The organism is Bacillus cereus group sp. BfR-BA-01349 (assembly GCF_022663795.1).
In the GTDB taxonomy this organism is placed as follows: Bacteria; Bacillota; Bacilli; order Bacillales; family Bacillaceae_G; genus Bacillus_A; species Bacillus_A cereus.
In genome coordinates this window covers 59,860-84,645 of the sequence record NZ_JAKUGE010000005.1, presented here as the reverse complement: position 1 = coordinate 84,645, position 24,786 = coordinate 59,860, and the positions used below count along the sequence as shown (strand labels likewise).

Sequence of the window (24,786 nt, the reverse complement as noted above, 5' to 3'; positions counted from 1 at the left end):
GCGTAATAGATCGCTCACATTTAAAATAATCTATATAAAACTGGCGATTTTTATATAGGTATGATAGGAGGATTCTTGTAGATGCTAGATAACCTTTTTCTTGTAATTAGTTTTTGGAATTAACTACTTGGGGAGTCCCTATTTATTGTATGATATATAATAAATAGGGACTTTTTTTGAAAAATGCATGTAAAATGATGAATAAGGTATACGAAATAAAAAAGGGATCATGATGGGTGTTTGATGGATGGTTACGCTTTTAAGAAGTTACTTGTCTTCGATAATATGAAAAATATTAGCCAAATTCTTAAATGAAGTATTAGAATTATCGATGCAAATGGTATTTTTCGGAAATGATAAAGGAAGTTCTTAACGAATTTGTTAGAGGTTTTTTATGTGTTTTTGAGTAATAAATTGCATTTCGAAAACAATATATATAATATTTGCATTTTTTATATAGGTATGATAAGATAGTTCTTGTAGATGCTAGATAACCTTTTCCTTGTAATTAGTTTTTGGAACTAACTACTCGGGGAGTCCCTATTCAATGTATGATATACATTGAATAGGGACTTTTTTTTGGGGAAATGCATGTAAAACTATGAATAAGTTATAAGAAATAAGAAAAGGAATCATGGTAGGTGTTTGGTGGGTAAAGGATTATACAAAATTAGTGGGTTTAATGGATGATTGTGCTTTTGAGGGGGGACTCAACTTCGAGAAAATGCAGAAATATTAGCCAGATTCTTAAATAGATTATTAGAATCATTGATGGAGTACTATAATGTCATGATATAGAGTATCGAATATGTAAAGAAATATAATCTGAAGAGGTGGTCTTTAGAACAGATTCGGTCAGGGGCTAGTAATTTAGGAAACAATGAGAATGGCAACTTTAGTTGTGTAGAGAATAAAGTTATGTATAGGGAGGGCGTCAAAGATGTTTGCGATTGGTAAATTTTCTCGGTTGTGTAAAATGAGTGCTCGTATGCTAAGATATTATGACAAGGAAGGATTGTTAAAGCCGGAGCATACAGATGAAATAAATGGATACAGATATTATGGAAATGATCAATTAGAGAGGGCTTTATTAATTAAAAAATTGAAGGAATATAAATTCTCTTTGTTAGAAATCAAAACGATTCTACATACATCAGAACAGAAACTAGTTACTAGACTGTTATGTTTGAAAATAAAGGAGCTTTCCAAAGAAATTAATCAAAATAGAAATAGCATTAGTGAGATACAAAATATAATTGAGAAAAAAGGAGGCTTGATTAAAGGGGAACAGAAAGGGCATGATATATTGTTGGGGATTAGGGAAGAGCGAAAGGTAATAAGTCAAAGAATGCAAATTAATATTAATTATATGTACAAATACATTGATATTTTATACGATAATGCAGAAAAAATGGTATACAATTATGTGGTGTGCCCTCAGCTGTTTTTTTGGATGAAGAATTTCTGCCTAGTAATAGTGATATTGAATTGATTATTCCAGTTATGTATAAGAATAATACAGCTATATCAAGCCAATGGAAGGTGAAAGATTTATCAGAACAATTAATTGCCACTACTTTGCACATCGGAAGTTATGAGGATATCGGTTATGCGTATATAGCGCTTGAAGAATGGATGGAATGTAACGGGTATTGTTTAGATGGTCCACCTTATGAAAGTTATTTAAAAGGTCCTGAATGTGACTGCCATATCAATGAATATGTTACGCAAGTTTGTTTTTGTGTTGTTAAAAAATAACAGGCATAGTTAATTTTTTTTGGAGAGCCCAAAACTAAGTGCAATAGAAATTATTTTAAAAAGGGCTTTAAAATTATACTAATATATATCTTTGTTATTGGATTTTTCGCATTCTAAGAAATGTTTAATTTGTATAATGCGTTATTAGGCAGGTGTTTTTTATAGAACTTTATTTTTAATACTTAAATATATAATTTTAATATATATGGCTCTTGATAAATTTGTCTAGTCACAATAAAAAAGGAGGGGACTGAATTTTTCAAAAACAATTGCAAATACTTTTTAATCTTTTTTGAAAAAACATTTGACTCTAACATAATGTTAAGATTTATCCTGACTATATAAAGGGTGTTTTCCAAGAGAATTATTCTTTATGGTGATCTAATAAGATTTTTTTGATAAACATGCTACATGAATCTAATATCGTTCAAACGGTATATTTAAGGGGATTAAAGGAGGCTAGCAGAAACAATAAATTATTGATTGAAAAATGTAGAAATCACTAAAAGTAATCACTCGATTAAATTAAAGGAAGTGTTATGCAATGACGTTAACCAAAAGAATGTTTTTTTAACCATTTTCACAGTAGCGGTGGGTGTAGGGGATGTGTGTTCCTCACCAATTGTATCTGCAGAAGGCATAAAAGAAGAGTATATCGGAAAAAATGCATATGTATATAAAAATTATGATACTTATCAAGACGGTGATATAAAAGCATCTTTAACAGTTGCTTTTATTGATGATCCGAATTCAAATAAGAGATTTGCTATAGTAACTAATGATGGAAGTAATATTAATGCAGATTATACACAATTCAATACATATTGGTACTCCGGATCGTTAAGGTGGCCCTCAGCTTATCATGTAGGTATGACAATAACAAGTAACAATGCTCAGTTTCATAATATGGCTCCAAAGAATGAAAACCAAACCCATAAAGTAACGTCTACGGTTACCTATAATATTGGAGGGGCTTTAAAAATAGCAGAAAAACCAGAAATAAGCGCAACAGCAGGATCTTCTTGGTCAACGAGTGTATCATATGATCAAAGGGATTATTCTACAGTGGTAGAGCAAGATACTGATACCGTATTAAAATGGAAAATTGGATATAATTCTTTGGATAATTCTGGATGGGGTCATTATAATCGTGATTCTTGGAATCCTACCTATGGAAATCAATTGTTTATGAAATCGCGCACAAAAAATTGGGCGGAAAATAATTTCCTTTCAAAAGATGAGGTGCCGAGTTTAACAGGTTACTCTTTTTCCCCTGTGACAATAGGGATAATAATGACTGATAAAGACACATCTACATCTACTATGAAAATGTCTTTTAAAAGAGTCTCAGATCAGTATTATCAAAAACATGATGGAATCATACAGTGGCGGGGAGAAAATACAAAAGATGCTGAATCAAGAGAGGTTGAACATACTTACCAATTAGATTGGAGAAATCATACAATTGATAGGCTGAATTAATGAGGAGAACGAAGTATTATAGTTTTCAGTGGTATTCAAATTTAGATAGTGTGGCAAAAAGTTGTAATGAGTGTATGCTGTATTAATTATAAAAAAACTATTCTGATTGTTTTGATTTTTAAATTATACAGGAATAAAAGGGTTAATAGAGTGATTCATTGTTGGAAAGGTATAGAATCAAATTACACACCTTACAGTGTAGAAATGAACGGGACCGTTAATCCTTTTATATACCAAGGGTAACGTGTGAAGGTTTTAATTATGTTTGTGAGTCGTATAGGGGCGCGCCAAGAAAATTCAATTTGTTCTTATTTGAGCTACTCGCAAAAAAACAAGGTAAATCCAACCATTTTGTTGAGTTTGCCTTGTTTTTAATTTTAGTTAAATGTTTTCAGAGAAATTGGAATGTCACATTGCTGATTTCGCAGGAGTAGATTCGAATCTGTTTTATCTTTACTAAATCAATTCACATGAAGGGTAAGATATGGACTATGATTTGCCAATATGTTTTTCCTTCTTTAATGTATTCATGAATAATAGGGTAAGTTGAAATACACTGTAAAACCATGAAATTGACTTTCTAACCATATTAGCAGTAGTTATATACTGTTCAGTAGATTTATCTATTTTTGTATCATATCCATAAATTGATTGAGGGAACGGGCCGATGTAACCAATATTCTGTATCAGACATTAAATATAATATATTAATAGGAATCATTTTTTCGGCTATATTTTTCGAACAGTCTTTCATAAAGGAGAACCTTTTGCTTTTTTAACTTTATTATAAAAGGATTTCTATTGTGGATGGTGACAGTCTTATTTTTAGGAAAAGAAGAATCTACTGTGCTATCCATTTTTTTAGCTTGTTATATATTTGTTTTTGGAATTCTTGAGCAGTCATTAGAAGTACTGCTTGTTCACAAAAAGTATGTAGATGCTTATTATATTCATCCCAATACACCAGTTGTTTTCAGTAATCCGCATATTTTTTACTACCTTTAATATAAAAGGCTTCCAGAATTTAATTCACCTATAATTTAAAAAACACATAAGCTTCAAAATGAAGCCGAATAAATTCTCTCTGGGTATCTATTGCTGTTATGTTTGGGGGCTAATTTATTGCCACCATTTCTTCGGAATTCAGGATAAATCAACGAGAAGAAGAGAGTTCTTATTCTCTTTCTTATTGTCGAAATACATTACGGATATCCAATCAGATTTTCTAATAAAAACGAAATTGAGTTTTCTAATCCTTTATACTGAGTAATAGGTATTAATTTTAGTGATTCAAGCATTTGGTTCAATTGAGACCGCAGGTCTTTTCTAAAATTAAGTCTTTAAAACTATCGAGTTTTGCTTCAGTGTATTTGAATAGCTTAGAAAAGGGAACCTTTATTAAGATGAAGGATGTATTAAGTTTCCACAAAGATTTTTTCAATTATTCCTTTAATGTTCTGACATCTGTATAATTATACTGTTTATTCTAATTTGTTGCATGTAATCGTATTATATAGTGGGTTATTTACTTTGCACATTAATTTTTATGCGAATTATCAATCGGTTAACAAATAATGTCGAATGATATATATTTTTTCTTTTATTTGTTAATTGTACACTGAGAGGTGAGATGCTACACAAAATAGGGGGAAACGAAACTTTTATTTCAAGGACTAGCAATTAAATTAATTTGAATTCAAAAATTAAGAAATGAATGTGTTATTTATGAAATCAATAAACACGAATCTTACGGAACGTTTTTATCCTAAAGAGGTTTCTATATTTGATAATGAGCCGAGTACTGAAAAATTTGCAGGGAAGGTTCAATATCATCAGACATTATATACCTTACAGTTAAAAACTGGTGTCTATATAGAAGATCCTTATTTTATGGGAAAGGTGCTTCATTCTTGTGAACCTAATTCGATTGTCAATATGGAAACACAGGAATTTTATGTGATTCGAGATATAAATGTTGGGGATTACATTACAATTGATTATTTGAAAACTGAAGATGTTTTATTTCAATCATTTCAGTGTGCCTGTGGAACATCTGTTTGTAAAGGGTATATAGCAGGGCGTATACCCAAAAAATATTATAAATGTGCAAACTAAAGGTAGAAGTGATTGATCATGAAAAGTATAGCATGAGATTAGATGAAGATTCGTATAAACTTACTCAAAAACTATAGTTTATTATTTTTTTTATAACATCCGGTAGATCAAAAGGACGCATTCTTACCGTGCCTTATAGGCAATTCGGTAAGGAAGGAGATAGAAAATGGAAAGGTTTAGTTTATACTTTGGAAATTCTTGATAGTAGCTAGATGGAAACAATACAGTAAACTCACAATCTTTTGTTGTGAGGGCGGAGTGAAGGTGCAGTATTGAGTAGTAAGTACAAATGTAGGAAAAAATTTAAATAACACTAAAGAACATCGTATTATCAATGGATACTTTCGCTCGGAGTATTTCGATAATCTAGATCAAGAAAAATTGGAAAGAAGCATTAGGCTGATGGATTGTACTTTTTCTAGGATGAGGTGTTCCAGTTTAACTGTACCACCTCATTTTTCTCTGTCTTCTTATGAACTTCAACCAGTGATACCAGTGATAACTGGTTGAAGTTGTGTATTTAAAAACACAAAAAATGATTATCTTCTGTATATTAGGGGAAGGGTAACGCTTTTTTTTTTGAGGCCGCTTAAAATAGTCACAATCTACGTATAAATAGATTATGCCTATTTTTGTTTAATTTACAGCTTTTAATTTATTAGGTGAAATGTTCACATCAAATTGAATATCGGATGATTGACAATTATCATCCAATCCATATTGCCGGAATATATTTACAAGGTAAGATAGATAGTCAAATCAGATTGTTACAATCCTTACAAAATTGTAATACTAATGTCATGTAATTAGATAATGAAAAACTGAAGTATCTTTTATAATAAAAAAAGAAATTGATAATATAATAAAAGAAGAAAAGGAAGTAAGAGCATGATTAATAAAATATGGAAGAAAGCTATCTTGATTGTAGGTAGTATTATCATTGTTTATTTTCTAGCTATAATTATTTCAGCAGATTCAATATCCTATCCCACCAACCAACAACTTAAAGAAGCTGAAAAAGTAGCTGAACGATATATAAGTGAAAACAGTAAGGTGGAAGTTATAAATATATCTAGCAGTTTCACAGCTGAGATGTTCGATCGTACAATTCATATTGAAGGGTATTCGAAAGAGAATCCCCAAGAAGTATTGCGCGTGGATTTTGATCAAGTGACAAATAAAGAGGAAAAAGTGACTAGAAAATCGATAAATAAAATTTGCACATCTTATGACAAAGGATATAGTTTTAAGTGTCAAGATTTACAAAAATAAAATGAATATTATAACTATTCGTTTTATTTTTGTAAAACCCAATATACTTTAAAAGTAAGAACACATGACAGGTCTTTCTTGTAATGTGTTTTTTCGTTTTGGTTAGGTAAGTTCTATGCTTATAAAGTAAAACAGTATAGTATGTATTTCCTTGTACACTTGGATTACTTTACTATACTGGTGGTAAAATCAAAAAACTTTGAGTGGTTACATATTATTTTGTAAGTGGTCCTAAAAATAAGGAATCTTTGCCGTGTCTTCATCAGGGTTAATGAGATGGAACTATATTTTTATAAGTGGTGTGCATTTTTCTTATTAGTTGGGCATGAAAGATGCTGCTCGCATTTTTTGACCTTATAAAATCACAGTAATAACTCTGTATTTGAGGAGGAACATAAACGGTAACTTGTGATATCCGTTTATATTAATTTGTTAGGGTTTTGCACTATTAATTCAAAATAGTTGTAGTGGTTAGATGAGATGCTTCAAACGCACTAGTATACATTTGAAATCATGGAAGTATGATGAAAAGGGATAAAGGTATACGGGGAGGAATATTTGGTATTTAATTTATTGCAGTGTTAATAATTAATATAATAGGATTTTTATAAGGAATAATAATATGTATTTTTGCATAATTGTTAATCAGTCATTCTAAAATATAATGAGTTGTGTTATAATAAAATTGTAAAAACACTCACTTTTTTACAATCTATTTTTAGATATGGTATCATCTTAAACCTCAGGACGTGCGTGCATCCTGAGGTTTCCCATTTTAAATATATTTGAAGTGATTTATAAGGAACTAACTTTGGATCGGGGATAATCTACTTGTTTGAACATAGGAGTGATTTTGAAATAGTTCATTAAAGTAGTAAAAGCATAAGGATGTTTAATTTGATGAAGTAAAACTATTAATTAGTACTGAATATAATGCTAGAAGATTTGTCAAATGAATAATTAAAAATATAGAAGAAGAGAATATTAAAAAATAATACCAAGTCATTAAGTGGCTTAAGGTGATATCGAACATAAAAATCCGATTATCTGGAAAACAATGGACTTAAAGTTGGTGTTTTTCAAATAATCGGATTTTTCTGTTGTTTTTGAATGTATGTAGGGCTATAGCAAAAATTAGTAGGATGTTTTTTCTAGGTGTATTCACATGGTATGAGTTTTGTAGAGTTTCCTGTTATTAGCTATGAAAATAATAGAGGGAAAAACGAAATGGTTATAATAAAAAAACTAAATATGCAATATTGCATGTTATATAAAATAATTAATCTTAATGTTTTATAATTTCAATGTAGTTTGTTTGACGAAATTCAACATAAAAACTCATAGAAAGAGAATGCATATGAAAAACATAAAATATAAGTTGAAGATTTTGTTATCAGCAAGTGTGATTGCCACATCTATCGCCTTACCATCATCTAGTTATGCAGAAGTAAATAATGTACTTTCCACTGAAAAATATAATGAATTGGTAGGTTCTACTGAATTTATTTCTGGACAACTTACAAAACCAACGTCAAAAAAAATAGAGAATATTATATTTGATTACATAAATGGAAATAAGGAGAAATATAACCTCGGAACAAAAAATGCCGAAAACACATTTATTGTTCAAAAGAAAGAACAAGATAGCACAGGGAATACTGTTGTGCGTTTGCAACAAGTTTACAATGAAATCCCAGTTTCGGGATCTACGCAAGTGGCACATATTAACAAAGAAGGGATGCTAACAGTGTTTTCAGGAACGGTAGCACCTGAATTAGAGAAAAAGCTGCCACAATTAAATGAAAAAATATCAGTTGAAGATGCTATTACTATTGCAGAAAAAGATTTAGGTTTTAAACCTAACTATGAAATAGAACCAACAAGTCAGTTAGTTATTTATAGCCAAGGTGATAGGGCTCAGTATGCTTATATTATTCAATTAAACTTTTTATATCCACAACCTGGAAACTATACATATTTTATTGATGTTAATACAGGTGAAGTTGTATCCAAAAATAATGCTATTCATGATGTAACTTCTAATCAATTTACGAATGTGACTGGAAGCGGAAAGGAAGTATTGGGCGATGCTAAAAAATTGAATCTATCTCGATTAAAAGATTCTACATTTAATTTACAAGATTTTACCCGAGGTAATGGAATATTTACATATGATGCAAAAAATCAGCGGAAAATACCTCGGAATATTTGGAATACCCAAAATGATACATTAGAGTCTGAATATGATGCAGCAGCAGTAGATGCTCATTATTATAGCGGACTAGTATATGATGTTTATAAAGGTTATTTTAATAGAGATTCTTATGATAATAAGGGCGGGGCTATCCGATCAGTTGTACATTTTGGAGAAAACTATAATAATGCTTTTTGGAATGGACAACAAATGATATATGGAGATGGAGACGGTAAACGATTTATTCCGTTATCAGGTGGAATTGATATCGTAGGTCATGAAATTACACATGGAGTTACACAATATAGTTCAGGTTTAATTTATAAAAATGAATCTGGCGCCTTAAATGAAGCGATATCAGATCTTTTTGGAACATTAATGGAACATTATGCATATAGAAATCCAGATTATGAAATTGGTGAGGATGTATTTACCCCTGATACGCCGAATGACGCATTGCGTTCCATGAGTAATCCAACAAAATATAATCAACCGGATCATTATTCAAAACGTTATGTAGGCTACGCAGATAATGGTGGGGTTCATATCAATAGTGGGATTATTAATAAGGCGATGTATTTATTAGCAGAAGGTGGAACGCATTATGGAGTAAGTGTTCCAAGAATCTCTCTATATAAGACTACACAAATTTATTACCGAGCTAATACCATGTATTTTACGCAGACTACAACATTTAGCCAAGCTCGTGTAGCGTTAATGCAAGCGGCAGCGGATTTATATGGACAGGACTCTTTAGAAGTTAAAGCTGTACAAAAATCTTTTGATGCAGTAGGAATTGAATAAGCTTTATGTTTGAGCTGCAAGCTTAATTCTGTGACATGAATTAGAGATAGTTGTTATGTAGAAATAATATACTTGTGAATGAGAGTGAACAATGTAAAAAATAAGATCCATACGATGGCTTGATTTCGGTATTCAATCGAATGTATAGGCCATCGTATTTTTTATGAGGGTTTATAGATGATAAAAATAAATATATTGCTCCCCGCATGCATTAATTAGCTTTGTGACATAATGCATGCAGAGAGCATATCATTATAGATACTAATTTTAGTATTTTTATAAATTTAAAGGGATTAAGTCCAAAAATGGGGGTTTTGAAGAAATGGAATAAAAATGACAATAGCATAAGGGAATTATAAGACATTGAAAGAACTTCTCTGTGTTTCTCTTAAAATCCATCCTACGTATAAAATAAAGTCTTAGCTAACTTTACTTTATTCTATATCCACATTCACTATTTATCAAAATTAGGACATACCCAAACAGTCCAACATGTATGTAATACGATTTCAGTCTACATATTTTCATTTGTAAATCATAGGTATATTCATATTTTAAGATTAAATGCAGCATTTTAGGATGTTTGAAATCAGTAAAATCCATTCGAAATTGCGTAAACAACTGATGAAAGAGCGGAATGGAATTGAACAACAATTTAGTAAATTAAAGAAAGTGAGTCTATGACCTTTTGTTACACGTATCTCGACTGTATTACTTTAAGGGGGACAATTGCCTTTTTGTTTCATAGCTACATAAACCACAATAGCAGCGGCTTTAATAATATATGAGAATATTGTGTGCTGAAATTCTAAATGAGGAATTAATAAGAGTATTGTCCACAGTGTCTGGAAGGATAGAATATTAAAAATGAAAGCCCAAGGGTGATTTTAATCATTCTTAGGCTTTCATTTTTAGGAAGGAAATACATACACATACAATAATAAATTTTTTATTAACATCTATTACAAATTTTAGTATATCATGATTTGTAATAGATGTAGTAATATGACAGCATATGCATAATTGCATTTCTGGATAGTTTTTAAATCATTTGATAGTGAAATATCGGAAGAAGACGAATTATCAAATGATTTAAAAGACATTTTTCAGTAGTTGTGTTTAAAAAGGGACTTGAATTTATAGTATTAATGCATTTTTTTGAAGAAGTGTTACCTGTTATATGATCATTAGGTTAAATGTTTATTATGATTTTGGAGTGAAAACGTGATGTTAGTTTCATTTATTGTTATGAGGTGGCCTGAAAAAACGTATGGTAATCCCTTAGTAGATTAATGAGTGATTGATTGGGGAGTAAAGTTAGTACCGCTTGAAGGGAGTTTTTTGAAACCGCAGTATTAGTAATAGAAGTCTTGAAAATAGGACTTTTAAACAGATGAAGTTGATGAGAAAAATGAACTTAGATATAAGCATAATTTATTCTTTGTAATTGACGAATGTATTTTATAATTAATTGTAGAAAGGACAAAAGCCTTAAGATGTCTCTACTCATCTTAAGGCTTTTGTTTTGGAAAGTGAAAAAAACATACAATAACCAGTGTTCTTACAACAGTCTCTACAAAAATAGTATAGCATAGTTGATAAGGTAAAAGTGAAAAAACAATAAATATGTATAATTGCATATTTATTGTTTTTTTGTGGTAATGTATTTATTAGAGGATGCACCATCGTTCTTAAGCTAATAAAACCGATATATACTTTAAAATAAAAAAATAGGAATATCTAGATTTTATATCGAACTCAATATCTTTGTTTAGGTGGTGTTGCAAAACTCATACATATTCAAAAACACATGCATCTGTAGTGTTTTTTAGAATATATTGTTCAAGTTCCAGAAAAGCATTTACAAAAATCAGATGGTAAACGACTGTAAAAAATTTAAAACTTGATTTATATAGCAACAAAGTACGTTGATAAAGATGGGAACGAAATTGTGCTGGATAAAAATAAAATTACCAAAGTCTGTATTGATGATTTTGCCATTAAGAAAAGACGACGGTATGGCACAATTATGGTGGACATAGAAACACATAAAATTATTGATTTAATCCCTTCAAGAGATTTAGAAGATGTACTTGCTTGGCTCAAAACTTTTCCGAATTTAAAAATTGTTTTTAGGGATGGCTCTATTACTTTTCGTAATGCCATTGCTCAAGCTCATCCAGCTGTTATTCAAATTAGTGATCGATTTCATTTAATTCAAAATCTAACGGGCTATATCAAACAAGCATTTCAACGCTTGTTACCCAATTTAATAAAGGTTAGTCATCTATCAGAGAATCAAGTACATCCAGCTTATCAATTTCTTACTTTACAAGAAAAAATTTCGCTCGCGCAAAAAAATGAAAAAAGAAAACACCCCCATTTCTACGCTTGCGAAACAATTAGGGATGGATATTCGTACACTTCAAAAATACATCACCTTATCAAAATAAAAAGTGTCTTTTCTTTTTATGACCCAGTCTGATAAGGACCGTGTTGAAAGAAGAAACAGTAAAAAAACGTCATTAAAAAGGTTAAAAAAGCTTCATTCCGAAGGAATGAGTTTGAGAAAAATTGCTACATACTTACATTTAGATCGACGAACAGTAAAAAAATATGTGGAGACGAACTTACAGGCGGTAGTTGTACAAACTCGATCAAGTCGAACGAAAAAAAGTGATCCTTACTTAGAACAGATTCTTACATCCATTCGAAAAGGGCTCTCAGCAAAGAAAATTCACGATTATTTGGTTGTCCAAGGATATACCAGTAGTACTTCAACGACTCGATATTGAATAAGAGAACTTAAGAAAGAACTAAATCAAAAGAAGAAATTTTCATTTTTTATTTCAAGGAACAAAATAATTCGGTTAATTTTTAACCAAAAACCCGAATCAACCGTAGCTACCGAGCATATAGAAGAAATCTTTAATAAATATCCGTTGGTTCGCGAGCTACTAACTTTACTATATCAATTTCAAAAGATATTGACAGACAGGCAAGCCGAACGGTTTGCTGAATGGATACATCAAGTAGAACAACTCTCTGTTCCGGAGCTAAAATCGTTTATAAACGGAATCAAACGAGACTTGGAAGCCGTATTTCATGCATGTACATATCCTTACAGTAATGGTGAAGCAGAGGCGAGTGTGAATAAAGCCAAGCTTATTAAGCGTATCATGTTTGGAAGAAATAGTTTTGATACCTTGCGGAAAAAGATTCTATTGCGAGAACTCAACTAATATGGGAAAGAGCCATATTTCAGTTAGCATTTATATTATTTTACAGGTACCTACTATGAGTAGTCGATTCATTGGATGAAGACATTTAATAGAGCAACAAAAATGAAGCAGATACAAATGACAGAAGTGTATGAAAATGAATTAGTTTCATGGGTAACAATTCTAGAGCCAATTACAGATGAAAATAAAAATATAATTGCAATTATTGCAGAGGATTCGGATGTTTTTATTATTTTGATTTAATAGAGAGCTAAAATATTAAAATGGATTTATATAGCTATATTAAATTATTTTATAACGCGTAGAGGAATAGTCATGTAGTTGCTTGAATATTTTTATTAAGTGTACCAAAAATAATCAGGAGGAGGTTAAAAAAATGATTAATAACTTACAAGATGTTATTGCTAAAGTGCAAGATTTTACAAACAAAATAGGGAAACAACGTGGTGCGAAAGGGTGCCCATCTTTTAATTTAGTGCCCGTGGGGTACGAATCGTACGCCGTATCTGCAACTTCAGATGTTACAGTATACAAAGAAAATCAAGGGACAAATTTGGAGGAGTTAGAGATTGCATCTTCAGTGTTTTCTAATGAAGAAAATGAAAAAAAGAATGTTGTTTTAAACTTATATGGAACCGTTCGTTCCACGGGGGAATGGAGTATAGATAATGGAGCAAGTGAATTAGGTAAACGTTTACTCAGGATTGAACCTTCGAATGATCCAACTAATGATGGTGATCAATCACCGATTGATTTGTATTTAGGAGATGTGGTTTCACGCGTTAATTCAGAGTGTTTGGGGATTGAGCGTCCATTTACAATTAAGCCACGCTGTAAGATTACGGCTACATTAATGGTGAAACAAAAGGAAATAAAACGAAAGTTTGAGGTTAAGCGTGAATTAAGAGGATACGTTGGTATTTCTTTTAAACAGGATGTCGATGGAAAAGAACAGGATACAATGATGTTGTATCATATTGCAGCAATTCTTAAACCATATGAAGATGAAGACATCAAAATTTTAGAGGATTTAAGTGGAGTTAAGCATGTATATTTAATAGATAAGGGTATATTTATAGGAACCGAATCAACAGAAGTATATATAAAAATTACAGAAGAGAATTTGGATACAGGATTTAAAGAAGAATATCAATTATTTGGAGAGTTTGAAGGGGATAATGTTTCATGTGAACATTAAAAGATAATTGAAAATAGAGAAATGCTTTTTTCAATCTTGTAAGAGTGAAAAACTTATATTTTTATTAATGGAATGGCAAAAAAATATGGGAGGTTTATATAATGGCAATTACAGATATGAGAGTACTAGCTGAACAATATGCAAGGTGGGCTTATGAACCAATTGCTGTACCAGGATCAATAACTGATTTTACAATGTATGAGGGGGTAATGTATGATGATAAAGCAACTCCCTCAAAAACAACTATTAAGGTTACACCAGCTTTAGCTAATACAGCTATACAAGTATTAAGAAATGGAACGGAATTTCCACAAACTCAAACGGTAAAATTCAGTGAGAAAAAAACACTTACTACTAAAACAACAACTACAGAGGGAATAAAAAATACGCAGAGTACAAAGATAGGTACAAAATTTAGTATGGGATTTAAATTGGAATGGCTTACTGGTGGATTTGATTATTCAACAGAAGTAACTTCAACAGGAGAATATAATTTCACAACAGCAACAGAACATACGACGAGTAATGAAAGCCTTTGGGAGGTAACACAGCCAGTAACTGTACCTCCAAATTCTAAAGTTACTGCTGTTCTATATATTTATGAAACATCATTCAATGTGGATTTTGATTTAGAGGCGAAAATAAGAGGGACTAAAACAAGCCCAATCCCCACTTATTATGAGTATTTTTCTGTGAAATATAAACGAAAATCTGATAATAGGAATGTTACGGTTTGGTTTGATGCAGCTAATTTATATGATACAAAATGGCCTGGTAAACCTTCTTCGTTTGTTGGAAGAGAGGTAGGAGGCTATTATCCACTATATTTTAAAGGGAAAGGAGCTTCAACAGTTCGAGCAGGTTTATATACTGAAGTGGAATTTAGACAAGAACCATTATCGGGATCCTCTGGTGAAAAGAAGATATGGAGAACAGGACCAATGATAGCACCTCCAGAAGGAGTGTTACCTTCTGGGGATTTAGGTGATGGTATACAGGTCGTAAATTAAATAGTATTTAAAAATCAAATTGAAATAAGCGTATGGTGTAATGAAATATTACCATGGGTTTGTTTTATTTATAATAATTAATATCCATAGCACAATTGGAGGAAGGTAGAGAAGGATGGCAATGAAATTCAGGATGGCAAGTTATTTGAAAAGTTTTTCTTGTATTGGAGAAAAGTGCGAAGATACATGTTGTAAAGGATGGAAAGTGGGGGTAGATAAAGAGCACTATAATCTATATAAAGTTATGGAAGAAACAACCTTGAAAAACTTATTTCAAACAGCCTTTGAAATAAATAAAGAAGCGGAAAGTGAAGAGAATTTTGCCTATATTCGGATGGATGTAAACGGCGAATGTCCATTTTTAACCACGGAGAAATTGTGTAGTATTCATAAAGAGCATGGAGAAGAAGCGTTGTGTAATACATGTCGTTATTTTCCAAGATCCACACGAAAAATTAATAATGAATACTACCAAACGGGGGATTTGGCTTGTCCAGAAATGGCAAGACTTATTTTGTTCTCAGCACCGAATATAGACTGGTTTACTGCAGTGGATGTATCTAAGCCATTTGCATTGGAGACTCTGACGATGAATCGGAACTATGTGAAAGAAATGCATAAAACATTTTTTGAATTGCTTTATTCTCGAAGTATGCCCTTGTCTAAGCGGTTATGGTTAATAGGAGTTTTTATTGAAGAAAGCATGGTTCAAGCAAGTAAAGGTAGTAGTCAAAAAATGATTAAATTAGCTAGAAAAAAAGTGAAAGAATTAGAGAAATATATGCCACAAAATTTTATTGAAGAAAAGTTAGAACTGTTTCTGCCAGAAATGCTATCTTTAACGAACCATATAAAAAAGGATTTTCAAGATCATCAGCGTTTAATAGAATGTATGTATTATTTTCAAGGAGGGATTGCAACTATTTTGCAGCAAAACAAAACTATAGAAGAAGTTATTAGGGCGTTTCAAGATCTCAATTGTCATACGAATTGCTCGTTTTTTGAAATTGATTATATATTTGAGAATTACTGTGCATACTATTTTCAAAAAAAAATCTTTCCATATGAACATTCCTCTTTAATGATAGGGTATATGGAGTTTATTGTTAATTTCTCTTTTTTACGTTTTTTGTTACAGGGTATTGGTGCATCGAATCAAGATTTGACTGAAGAAATAGTAGTTCAATTATTCCAATCTTATGAAAAAATAGTAGAGCATAATTACATTTTTTTCATGGAGCGAATCATGGTGGTGTATAAAAAATTATATAAAAAACATTCTGCCTATAATAAATGCCTTTCGGTATTGTTAAGTGAATAAAAATCTTTCTTATAATAAAACGAATAGTCCTCTTTATGAAGTGAAAAAGTCAATGCATACATAGAATAGATAGCGATTTCTTCTCTTTTTAAAGAGAAACGTAGTTACTTGTGGATTTTTTGTAACAGGGGGGACGTGCCTATCAACTTCAAGTTAGGAAAAAACATACTTTATTCATGGACTGTTCAAGAAAAACGAAAAAAATTAAATGATTTAATTGATTTTGAATATTTCTTCGTCCTCATTCCATTTAATGTGGCACGAGGACGAAGAAAATACTAATATACACAAAAAAATTGCTACTAAAAGTGTTGTTTTGAGAATAGAAATAAGCTCCTTTTGTAAACATTTCTGCTCGAGTACATCAGGGAATGTTCGGTACCTTTTCGTACTTTTCTTACCTGGTCGGGACCTTTGTGAAGCGAATTGCGTGGAACTGGAGCGATTATTAGAAAGGGATGAAAAATAAAGAACATAACGGAGAAAGATGTGTATGAAATTATTCAATGATGTGAAAGACGGGAAGTTAGGTCCATAATGAACAGATATAATCATTTAAACTTAATATATTGAAGTTGTAAATTTTGAACACGGCTAGATATCTCATTAAGTAAATCTTCTTAAAGTGAATTCTAAATACTTTTAACGATAATGTTCATTTTAAACTTCCCTCGGTATAATAAAAGAAAAATAGAAGACTGAGGAGAATTTATCATGCATGCAAGAGAAAAGAGAATTCGTATTTTGGATTTACAGGACCAGCATTGTCGGCAGTGTGAGAATAATAGAAAGCCGCTTAAACATTGTACGCCGTATTGTGAGATAGGGGAAGAGCTTATGTATTTGGGCAAAAAGCTATTTGTGGATACTTCAATTCGCAGAAAGTATACTGAAGAGCACTGGGAGCGTATATGTCAACAAGCTGTGGGATTACATGAAGAGGGAATAGGTTATACAACTATAGCCAAACAGTTGAGCTGTCATCCAAGTGGTTTACACGATCAATTGAAAAAGCGAGGATTATGGTGTGGAGAAAGTCGAAAAACGATACAGGAGAACAGCCGTGAGAAGTGGGATAGAGTATGCGAACAAGTTGTGGGACTAAAAGAAGAAGGAATGAGTTATCCTAAAATGGCAAAACAACTGGGAGTAGATGTTACGAAATTACGTAAGCAAATGAAAAAGCGAGAGTTAGATTGATTTCCGTATGCTAGGAATGAAAATTGAGCGATTGTAAGAAGGAGATGCTTACATGCCAGGTATATACCAAAACTTTGGTGGGGAGGTTGGAGTGTAGTAAGTAGTGCTGAATCATTTGTGGTTTTGTGAAAAAACACAAATGAACGTACAATTGATAAGGCTTTTGTAAGCGAGCATCAATTGTAGAGGATAAAGTTTTAACCATAAAGGTTACTCTTTGCTAATTTAAGTATAGAAACGAATGTGTGGACACTAGATGATTCAATATGATATGGCATTGGTATATATGGAGGTAATTAGGCCAACTCTTTGGCTAAGGTACCTGTAGTACTTGGAAATAACACAATTAGTGATACATGGAGTATTCTTTAAAAACCTGCAGCTACAGATGGAAGATATTGTTTTAAAGACGGAACAAAAAACAATATACAATTATTGTTCGAACAGGATCGGGACTATACCAGGTCCGAAAGGATTAGTTATTTATGAGAATTCATTGTCGTTATAAGTACTAAAACAGAGGCAACAAAAAGGAGCTCAACAGTAGGGTGGGTGAATCTGTATAAAGAAAAGGGTACTGTTTTTGCGGAATTACATATTTTATTTTTCCACTATTTCATTATAACACCCCTATATCACTTAAAAAATAGGCGCGTTATAATGAAACATATGAAATATGAGGAGTGATTTGGTGGAAGAAAAATTAGATATGTTGATGAAGATGATGCAAGGAGGATTTCATGGTTTGAGTAAGCAATTACAAGATGTGGATCAAAGATTGGAAAAATTAGAATCTAAGTTTGATGTCGCAAATGGCGAAATTGCATCATTACGAGAAGATGTAACGGATATGCATAAACAATTAACTGCGCATCGAATAGAAATCAGTAACAATTTTATCAAGCTATATGATACTGTTTCAGATAAAGAAACGGCAATTGAATTACTAAACAAGCGTGTATTTGGCACAGAAACCCAAATAGCTCGTTTGGAAAAAGAAAAACACTAAATTTGAAAGAAGAAAGCGCTAGCGATAGTGCTTTTCTGATTTGTGAAATTGCACCTTTTTGGATAGGTGTGTGGTGAATTTAGTCGGGAAAATATTAACCGAAAATGGTAAGTGGTGACAAAATCAGTGTAGGACAAATAATTATACCGCTAATCAGAATGGTGTTAATTTGAGTTGTTGGTACAGAAGATTCTTTCTCTTTTTAATAATGGGATATTTCAGCGTCAAAAATGAATGTTTTTCATGTTCTTTTTTGTGATTACTAACTCTAAATCTCTCTTTTGGATATATAAATATACTGTTTTTATCAACCTTCTTTTTCTATATAAAGTTAGGGGAAAGGAAGATAAATCTAGTAGAGGGACAACCTATAACAAGGGAGATGTTTCCTAGTATTGATAATTGTCTGGTTTAAAAAGAAAGGTATCAATTAGTTAAACTGTCTACATAAAAAAATATTGTAAAATCAGTTGTTTTTATAAAATTGGTTATCATACTAGAAAATGTTTTTTGAAGATACTATGTTTCTCCCAATAAGACGGAATTTTTAGGCATTCATTTGTTGATATATCTGATTTTTGTGCACTTCTCTTGTTTGTTTTTTAGCTCCTCCGGTAATGCGAAATTGTAGGTGAATTTATTCATAGATGTATAAGAATAAATTTTGTTTTTCACTACATACATTTTGGGGTGTTTGAGTACATATATTTATTATGATAGCATTCAAAATTCTTGTAAGGAGTGAGGGTTTTCATATGTGTAATAATCCGAAAATTAAATTAACAGGAGATATTGTGATGCCACCGCCAGGAGGTCAAAAAGAAGAATATGATTCGGCACGCCAAGTGTTTAACACTTGTTTTGATAAATATCCTGATGTTGTTGTCTTTGCGAAAAATACTCAAGACGTTGTGAATGCAGTAAGATATTCATTAAGTGAAAACACACCTATCCGAGTACGTTCAGGCGGTAATAGTTATGAAGGTTTATCTACTTTAGATCATGGTGAGGGGATTGTAATCGATGTCAGCAAGATAAATGATATAAAAATAGATTTTGAATCAAAAACGGTTAAAGTAGGAGCTGGTTGTAAAAATGCTGATTTAACTAGGGTATTGGGAGAGAATGGATTAGCTGTTCCTAATGGAATATGTCCTACACCTGCTATTTCAGGAATAGCTTTAGGAGGTGGTCAAGGTGTGCTCTCGCGATCGTTGGGGCTACTACTAGATCATGTAATTGAAATAGAAATGGTTGATGCTAATGGTCGTGTATTGACGGTAAATGAACAACAGCACCCGGATTTGTTTTGGGCTTTACGTGGTGGTGGAGGAAGTTTTGGTATTTGTACATCTTTCCGATTTCATACGCAGGAAATTAAAACAGTCGGTTTTGCTGAAGTTTGTTGGGAGTTTCAAGATTTAAAAGATGTTCTACAGGAATGGCAAAAGTATACATTGCCTAATTCTGATGAGCGCTTTACTCCTATACTGACATTGTCGTCAGAAAAGGATCAACCCGTGTTGATGCATGGGGTTTTTAAAGGTGCAGTTACAGAGTTGGAAAAATTGATACAACCGCTACTTAAAATCGGTTCCCCGAAGGTAATTATAAAAGAATTGCCTTTTTTAGAAGCTATAACTTTAATAGCAAAATATCAACCCACAGATCCTTTCTCATTTAAAAGTGTTGCACCTTATATAGAGGAAATATTACCTGAAGCGGGTCTTGACGTTATTCAACGTTTTATGAGTGAAGCTGAAGTGCCATCCAATTGCGCTGTTTCGGTGTTTTTTCAAGGACTGGGTGGGGCTGTTTCTAAGAAAAAAGAGAATGAGACTGCTTATCCACATCGGAAAACCCTAGCAAATATAGCGTTATTTGCTGCGTGGAATAAAACTGGAAAATCAGAAGAGGGAATTCGTTGGATAGAGGATTTTCGAAACGCATTGACACCTTTTACTAAAGGGGTATATGTTAATGCACCAGATTGCTCCATACAAAATTGGTCATATGCATATTATGGAGACAATTTCAAGAGATTGACTCAGATAAAAACTAAATATGACCCTGGAAATATTTTTGAATTTCCCCAAAGCATCCCACTTGCAAATCCCTCTGAAAATATGTAGATTATAAAGGGTATCTATAATGGGCTCTCGAAAGGTAATATAGATCCATTAATAGCATGTTTAGATAGGCATGTGAAATGGATAGAAACAAAAGGATTTCTATATGGTGGGACATATCATGGGATAGACGCAGTGAAACTTATATTTCGTTGTATGAACTTAGAATGGGATGATTATAAACCCAATGTCACTTGTTATTATGAAGATAAGGAAAAAGAAAGTATTATTGTAAAGGGATTTTATTCAGGAATTTTCAAGAAGACACAAAGGGGGTTTCAAGCTGATTTTGTTCATATATGGAATATGAGCGAGGGGAAAATCATAAAGTTTGAACAGTGTGTAGATAGTCATGTTGTTTGGGAAGTAATGAATTCTTAAATCATAGAATCAAAAATAATAATAATTTTTCATATTTCTTTAGTATTTAAATGGAGTTCTTTTTTTGAAAGTTGTTATTCCTTGTCCCCTTTGTAGAGATGAGCGCTGTTTTTTATTATTTTCATAATTTCCAGGTTACTTATAGAAGTGTTGAGTTGAGAAATTTGAATTTCAACATCAAATCATTTTAATTTGTATACAATGAGGATTGAGGACGATTCAAACTTTATGGCAAAAGGGCGAAGTTTTCCAAAATATGACTTCGTCTTCTTTCTATAAAATGAAGTGCCATAATTCTTCGCTAAAGCGTCAATATTTCTTATGATTCATCAGCTAAATATTTTGTTTTTTTCCATCAGAATGATTTATTTTTTAAAAAGCATTGTATCCGTTTAGTAGCTATGATTAAATGATTCATCGAAGCTGCATAAGAACAACGAATAAACCCTTCACCACTATCACCAAATATATTTCCAGGTACAACGGCTACCTTTTCTTTTAGCAGTACTTGTTCTGCAAATGTTGCTGATGATAATCCAGTTGGTGATATGGAAGGGAATACATAAAATGCTCCTTCAGGCACATGACAAGTCAGACCCATTTCATTAAATGATTTGACCATAAAATCGCGTCTTTTGTTATAAATGTTTCTCATATGGACAACATCATCAGTTCCGGAACGAAGTGCTTTTAGAGCAGCAAACTGTGACATCGTAGGTGCACACATCATTGTATACTGATGAATTTTGAGGATTAATTCTGCGAAATGTACAGGTGCTGCAATTATGCCTAGACGCCATCCAGTCATTGCGAACGTTTTTGAAAATCCAGAAATTAAAATTGTATAATCTCGCATACTAGGAATGCTTGCAAAACTAGTATAAGCATCATCGTATACTAATTCTGCATAAATTTCATCTGATAATACAATGAGATTATTATTTTTAACTATTGTCGCTATCTGTTCTAATGCATCTCTGCTTAAAAGTGTTCCTGTTGGATTATTTGGAGAACAAAGCAAAATAGCTTTTGTTTTTGGGGTAATTGCATCTTCTATTTGTTGTGGTTGAACTTTAAATTGAGATTCAGAGGATGTTGCTACGGGAACTACTACACCTCCAGCAAATGTAATGAGAGGTGCATAGGATATAAAACATGGTTCAATAATAATTATTTCATCTCCAGGGTTAAGAATGGCTCGGATAGCGAGATCTAATGCTTGGCTAGCGCCAACTGTTACGATAATCTCTTCATTTTCATCATATGAAATCTGAAATTTCTTTTTAAGATATTTTGTTATTTCCTGACGTAACTCCAATAATCCTGCACTAGCAGTATAGGATGTATACCCTTTTTCTAACGAATGAATACCTGCTTGTCGTATATTCATTGGTGTCACAAAATCGGGTTCCCCTAATCCAAGTGAAATAACTTCGTCCATCCTGGCCGCTAAATCAAAAAACTTACGAATGCCAGATGGTTGTATTGATGTTGCTATGCGTGACAGGTTAAATCCTTTCATGATAACACCCCATTTTATTGAGTAGTATTTACTTTATAATCTATTATCTATTATTTCTACTTATAGTTATATAGTTGTTTGTCTATTTTTTGGAAAATAGGCTAGCTAATTAACTTAAGGAGTTTTATTTATTTGAATTTTCCATAAGTACAAAAAAATTATTCCTTGAACTCCTGCCTGTCAAGTAGACAGTAAATATAATGTATTAAGTGATTTTAGTTCCATACTCTACAGAGCTGAAACCGATTAATCTTTTTTTATATCGATATGTATGCATGTATCGTTGTCCGAAATTGTTCAAATGTTTTATGTTTTTTAGATGAAATTTTTCGTTTTGTAGTGTCCCAAAAAAAGATTCCAAAGGATTATGGTCAATACATCTTCCGACACGAGGCATACTATGTGTCATTGCTGCTTTAGTTACTCTTCGTTTAAAATCTCTGTGTATGTATTGAAAGTCGTTGTCAAAAAATAAAAGAGTGCTCTCCATTAAAAAATCATGTAACCTGATTAAGTGTTGCAAACACTAATCTACTGTTGTTTGCATGAACTCTTAAAACATAACTAATTCATAATTCATTATATAGATTATGATTTGCACCTAAATAAACCTTTTTAGGATTTCTATTTTTTGCTTGGGAACATCATAGACCCACTGTTTATTCAGTTTTTTATCTGTAAATTCGCGATTTTAAATGCTTTTTGCGACGTAATGGAGAAGGGGATTTTTAAAGTATTTCTTTTTTGAATTACATTTTGATTCCATTCAGCGGCATCCTTCTTAGCCCTGAGGGCTTAAATAAGCGTTTTACTGTAAAAACAGAGTATTTTTTAAGCATATCTTTCCTTTATTATTACAACAAAAAATCTGTGAGCAAACTTCAATTCCTAGTAAACTTTTTGTCCATTTACAACGTATTTACATTATGGATGCCACTGTGTTTCAAGTACCTAACTCTTTAGAGGATATATATCCTGGCTCAGATGGCTTCGCTCAAATAACCGAAATCAAGATTCAATTAGAATATGATGTACATAGTGGGGATTTTTTTGATTTTTAAGTGGGATCTGGAAAAATTAATGATAAAACATTCAGTACATACTGCTTAGGTACGTTACAATCAAGCGATTTCTGTATTCGTGATTTAGGTTATTTTTCATTAGAAGATTTAGATTAAATTAATCAACGTGGTATTTAGTATATCTTTGGATTGAAAGTGATATATATATTGATAATTATACAAAAAGCAATATCAATTTATATAGCTAAACGTGAAACAGATTTTAAATCCACTGAATCTTGGAGAAACCTCATCATATTTGTTATATTACAGGAAATAATGAGGTTGAAAATTTTACGATTCCTTATTTTAGGAAACAAAATCAATATTTTGTTTGTTGACGGACCTAGGCGAAAGAGTATTAAGAATATTCAGTACAAAAAATATCAATTTACTATGGTTTATAATTATGTAAAACTTATAACTAATGATGAAATTTACTTTAAATACTTACCCCTAATAAAGATTTAAAGAGATTTTGTTTCAGTCATCATTAAGAAAGAAGTCATACTCTTTTTCATTTATAAATTTGTCACATCATCAATAGTTGTATAGTTATCGACTATGAAAAATCAGACTGTACAACTTGTTTTGTCGAGAGGGATTGTAGAATTGTTTGGTGGGAAGTTTAAAAAAGGATAGACTGATTCAAATGGGGTGAATCAGTCTATTACTTTTCGAAAGCGCTGTCATTCACGGTAATAAAGACAACTATTATACCATGGAGATTGGTAGTATGAATAAAAGAGAAAGGAGCAGTCGCATTTTAGATTTACAAGATTAGCATTGTATGGGGTGTAATTTACCATAATAATCTATGCATATATTGTATTGATAATTGTCTGGTTTAAAAAGAAAGGTATCCATTAGGAACTGGATTGATTTTTTGATGAAAAGGACTCGAAGTGAAAATGACAAGAGACTATATTTCCCAGTAAATGATTGAGTTAAGAAGCAAAGGCTTTACATATAAAAAATTGCATACCAATTAGGATGTCATGTAAGTAGTTTGTGTAAACAGCCACATCAACCTGACTTGTAAGTGATAGAATAGGTTAAACGTTGTCAGATGATAAGAAATGAGAGTA

At 31.8% G+C, this 24,786-nt stretch carries 16 protein-coding genes and 3 pseudogenes; 18 read left to right on the top strand and 1 reads right to left on the bottom strand.

Translation table 11 applies throughout. The features are described 5' to 3' along the window. Nucleotides 1-940 precede the first annotated feature (940 nt). From MR169_RS04915 to MR169_RS04840, 17 genes and pseudogenes are all read left to right on the top strand, one after another. Nucleotides 941-1,758, top strand: a pseudogene (locus MR169_RS04915) (MerR family transcriptional regulator). Nucleotides 1,759-2,241: 483 nt separating this feature from the next. Continuing rightward, nucleotides 2,242-3,240, top strand: coding sequence for a beta-channel forming cytolysin (locus MR169_RS04910; RefSeq protein ID WP_242319035.1), 999 nt, complete (start codon nt 2,242-2,244; stop codon nt 3,238-3,240). A gap of 807 nt (nt 3,241-4,047) precedes the next feature. Continuing rightward, nucleotides 4,048-4,245 carry a hypothetical protein gene (locus tag MR169_RS04905; protein ID WP_242319034.1) on the top strand — a complete coding sequence of 66 codons (198 nt, stop codon included), beginning with the start codon at nt 4,048-4,050 and terminating at the stop codon, nt 4,243-4,245. Between the two features lie 720 nt (nt 4,246-4,965). Next, complete coding sequence (locus MR169_RS04900) at nt 4,966-5,355, top strand: SET domain-containing protein (protein ID WP_242319033.1); 390 nt, start codon at nt 4,966-4,968, stop codon at nt 5,353-5,355. Between the two features lie 888 nt (nt 5,356-6,243). After that, entirely contained in the window at nt 6,244-6,627 is a 384-nt protein-coding gene (locus MR169_RS04895) for a hypothetical protein (protein ID WP_242319032.1), read from the top strand. A gap of 1,357 nt (nt 6,628-7,984) precedes the next feature. Next, nucleotides 7,985-9,625, top strand: a complete 1,641-nt coding sequence (locus MR169_RS04890) for a M4 family metallopeptidase (protein ID WP_242319031.1) — start codon at nt 7,985-7,987, stop codon at nt 9,623-9,625. Between the two features lie 1,951 nt (nt 9,626-11,576). Beyond that, nucleotides 11,577-12,110 (top strand): transposase, encoded by a 534-nt coding sequence (locus tag MR169_RS04885; protein ID WP_242319030.1) that lies wholly within the window; start codon nt 11,577-11,579, stop codon nt 12,108-12,110. Nucleotides 12,111-12,189: 79 nt separating this feature from the next. Beyond that, the gene (locus MR169_RS04880; RefSeq protein ID WP_242319029.1) at nt 12,190-12,420 is read left to right on the top strand and encodes a hypothetical protein; all 231 of its coding nucleotides are present in this window, start codon (nt 12,190-12,192) and stop codon (nt 12,418-12,420) included. Beyond that, on the top strand, nt 12,421-12,867 hold the full coding sequence (locus MR169_RS28450; protein ID WP_481746814.1) for a transposase: 447 nt from the start codon (nt 12,421-12,423) through the stop codon (nt 12,865-12,867). A gap of 69 nt (nt 12,868-12,936) precedes the next feature. Then, nucleotides 12,937-13,101: pseudogene (locus tag MR169_RS04875) on the top strand (methyl-accepting chemotaxis protein); the annotation flags it as partial. A gap of 142 nt (nt 13,102-13,243) precedes the next feature. Continuing rightward, complete coding sequence (locus MR169_RS04870) at nt 13,244-14,065, top strand: hypothetical protein (RefSeq protein WP_242319027.1); 822 nt, start codon at nt 13,244-13,246, stop codon at nt 14,063-14,065. 101 nt (nt 14,066-14,166) lie between these two features. Further along, on the top strand, nt 14,167-15,075 hold the full coding sequence (locus tag MR169_RS04865) for an ETX/MTX2 family pore-forming toxin (RefSeq protein WP_242319026.1): 909 nt from the start codon (nt 14,167-14,169) through the stop codon (nt 15,073-15,075). Nucleotides 15,076-15,190: 115 nt separating this feature from the next. After that, nucleotides 15,191-16,396 carry a flagellin lysine-N-methylase gene (gene fliB, locus MR169_RS04860; RefSeq protein WP_242319025.1) on the top strand — a complete coding sequence of 402 codons (1,206 nt, stop codon included), beginning with the start codon at nt 15,191-15,193 and terminating at the stop codon, nt 16,394-16,396. A 714-nt stretch (nt 16,397-17,110) separates the two neighbouring features. Continuing rightward, nucleotides 17,111-17,596 carry a hypothetical protein gene (locus tag MR169_RS04855; RefSeq protein WP_242319024.1) on the top strand — a complete coding sequence of 162 codons (486 nt, stop codon included), beginning with the start codon at nt 17,111-17,113 and terminating at the stop codon, nt 17,594-17,596. A gap of 691 nt (nt 17,597-18,287) precedes the next feature. Continuing rightward, entirely contained in the window at nt 18,288-18,605 is a 318-nt protein-coding gene (locus MR169_RS04850) for a hypothetical protein (protein WP_242319023.1), read from the top strand. 755 nt (nt 18,606-19,360) lie between these two features. Then, the gene (locus tag MR169_RS04845; protein ID WP_242319022.1) at nt 19,361-20,737 is read left to right on the top strand and encodes an FAD-binding oxidoreductase; all 1,377 of its coding nucleotides are present in this window, start codon (nt 19,361-19,363) and stop codon (nt 20,735-20,737) included. Nucleotides 20,738-20,869: 132 nt separating this feature from the next. Then, on the top strand, nt 20,870-21,115 hold the full coding sequence (locus tag MR169_RS04840) for a nuclear transport factor 2 family protein (RefSeq protein ID WP_242319021.1): 246 nt from the start codon (nt 20,870-20,872) through the stop codon (nt 21,113-21,115). Between the two features lie 355 nt (nt 21,116-21,470). Here the strand turns inward: MR169_RS04840 and MR169_RS04835 are convergent, their stop codons facing one another. Then, on the bottom strand, nt 21,471-22,637 hold the full coding sequence (locus tag MR169_RS04835) for an aminotransferase (RefSeq protein ID WP_242319020.1): 1,167 nt from the start codon (nt 22,635-22,637) through the stop codon (nt 21,471-21,473). 768 nt (nt 22,638-23,405) lie between these two features. Here MR169_RS04835 and MR169_RS04830 point away from each other — a divergent pair. Further along, nucleotides 23,406-23,812 (top strand): annotated as a pseudogene (locus MR169_RS04830) (transposase); the annotation flags it as partial. Nucleotides 23,813-24,786: the final 974 nt, after the last annotated feature.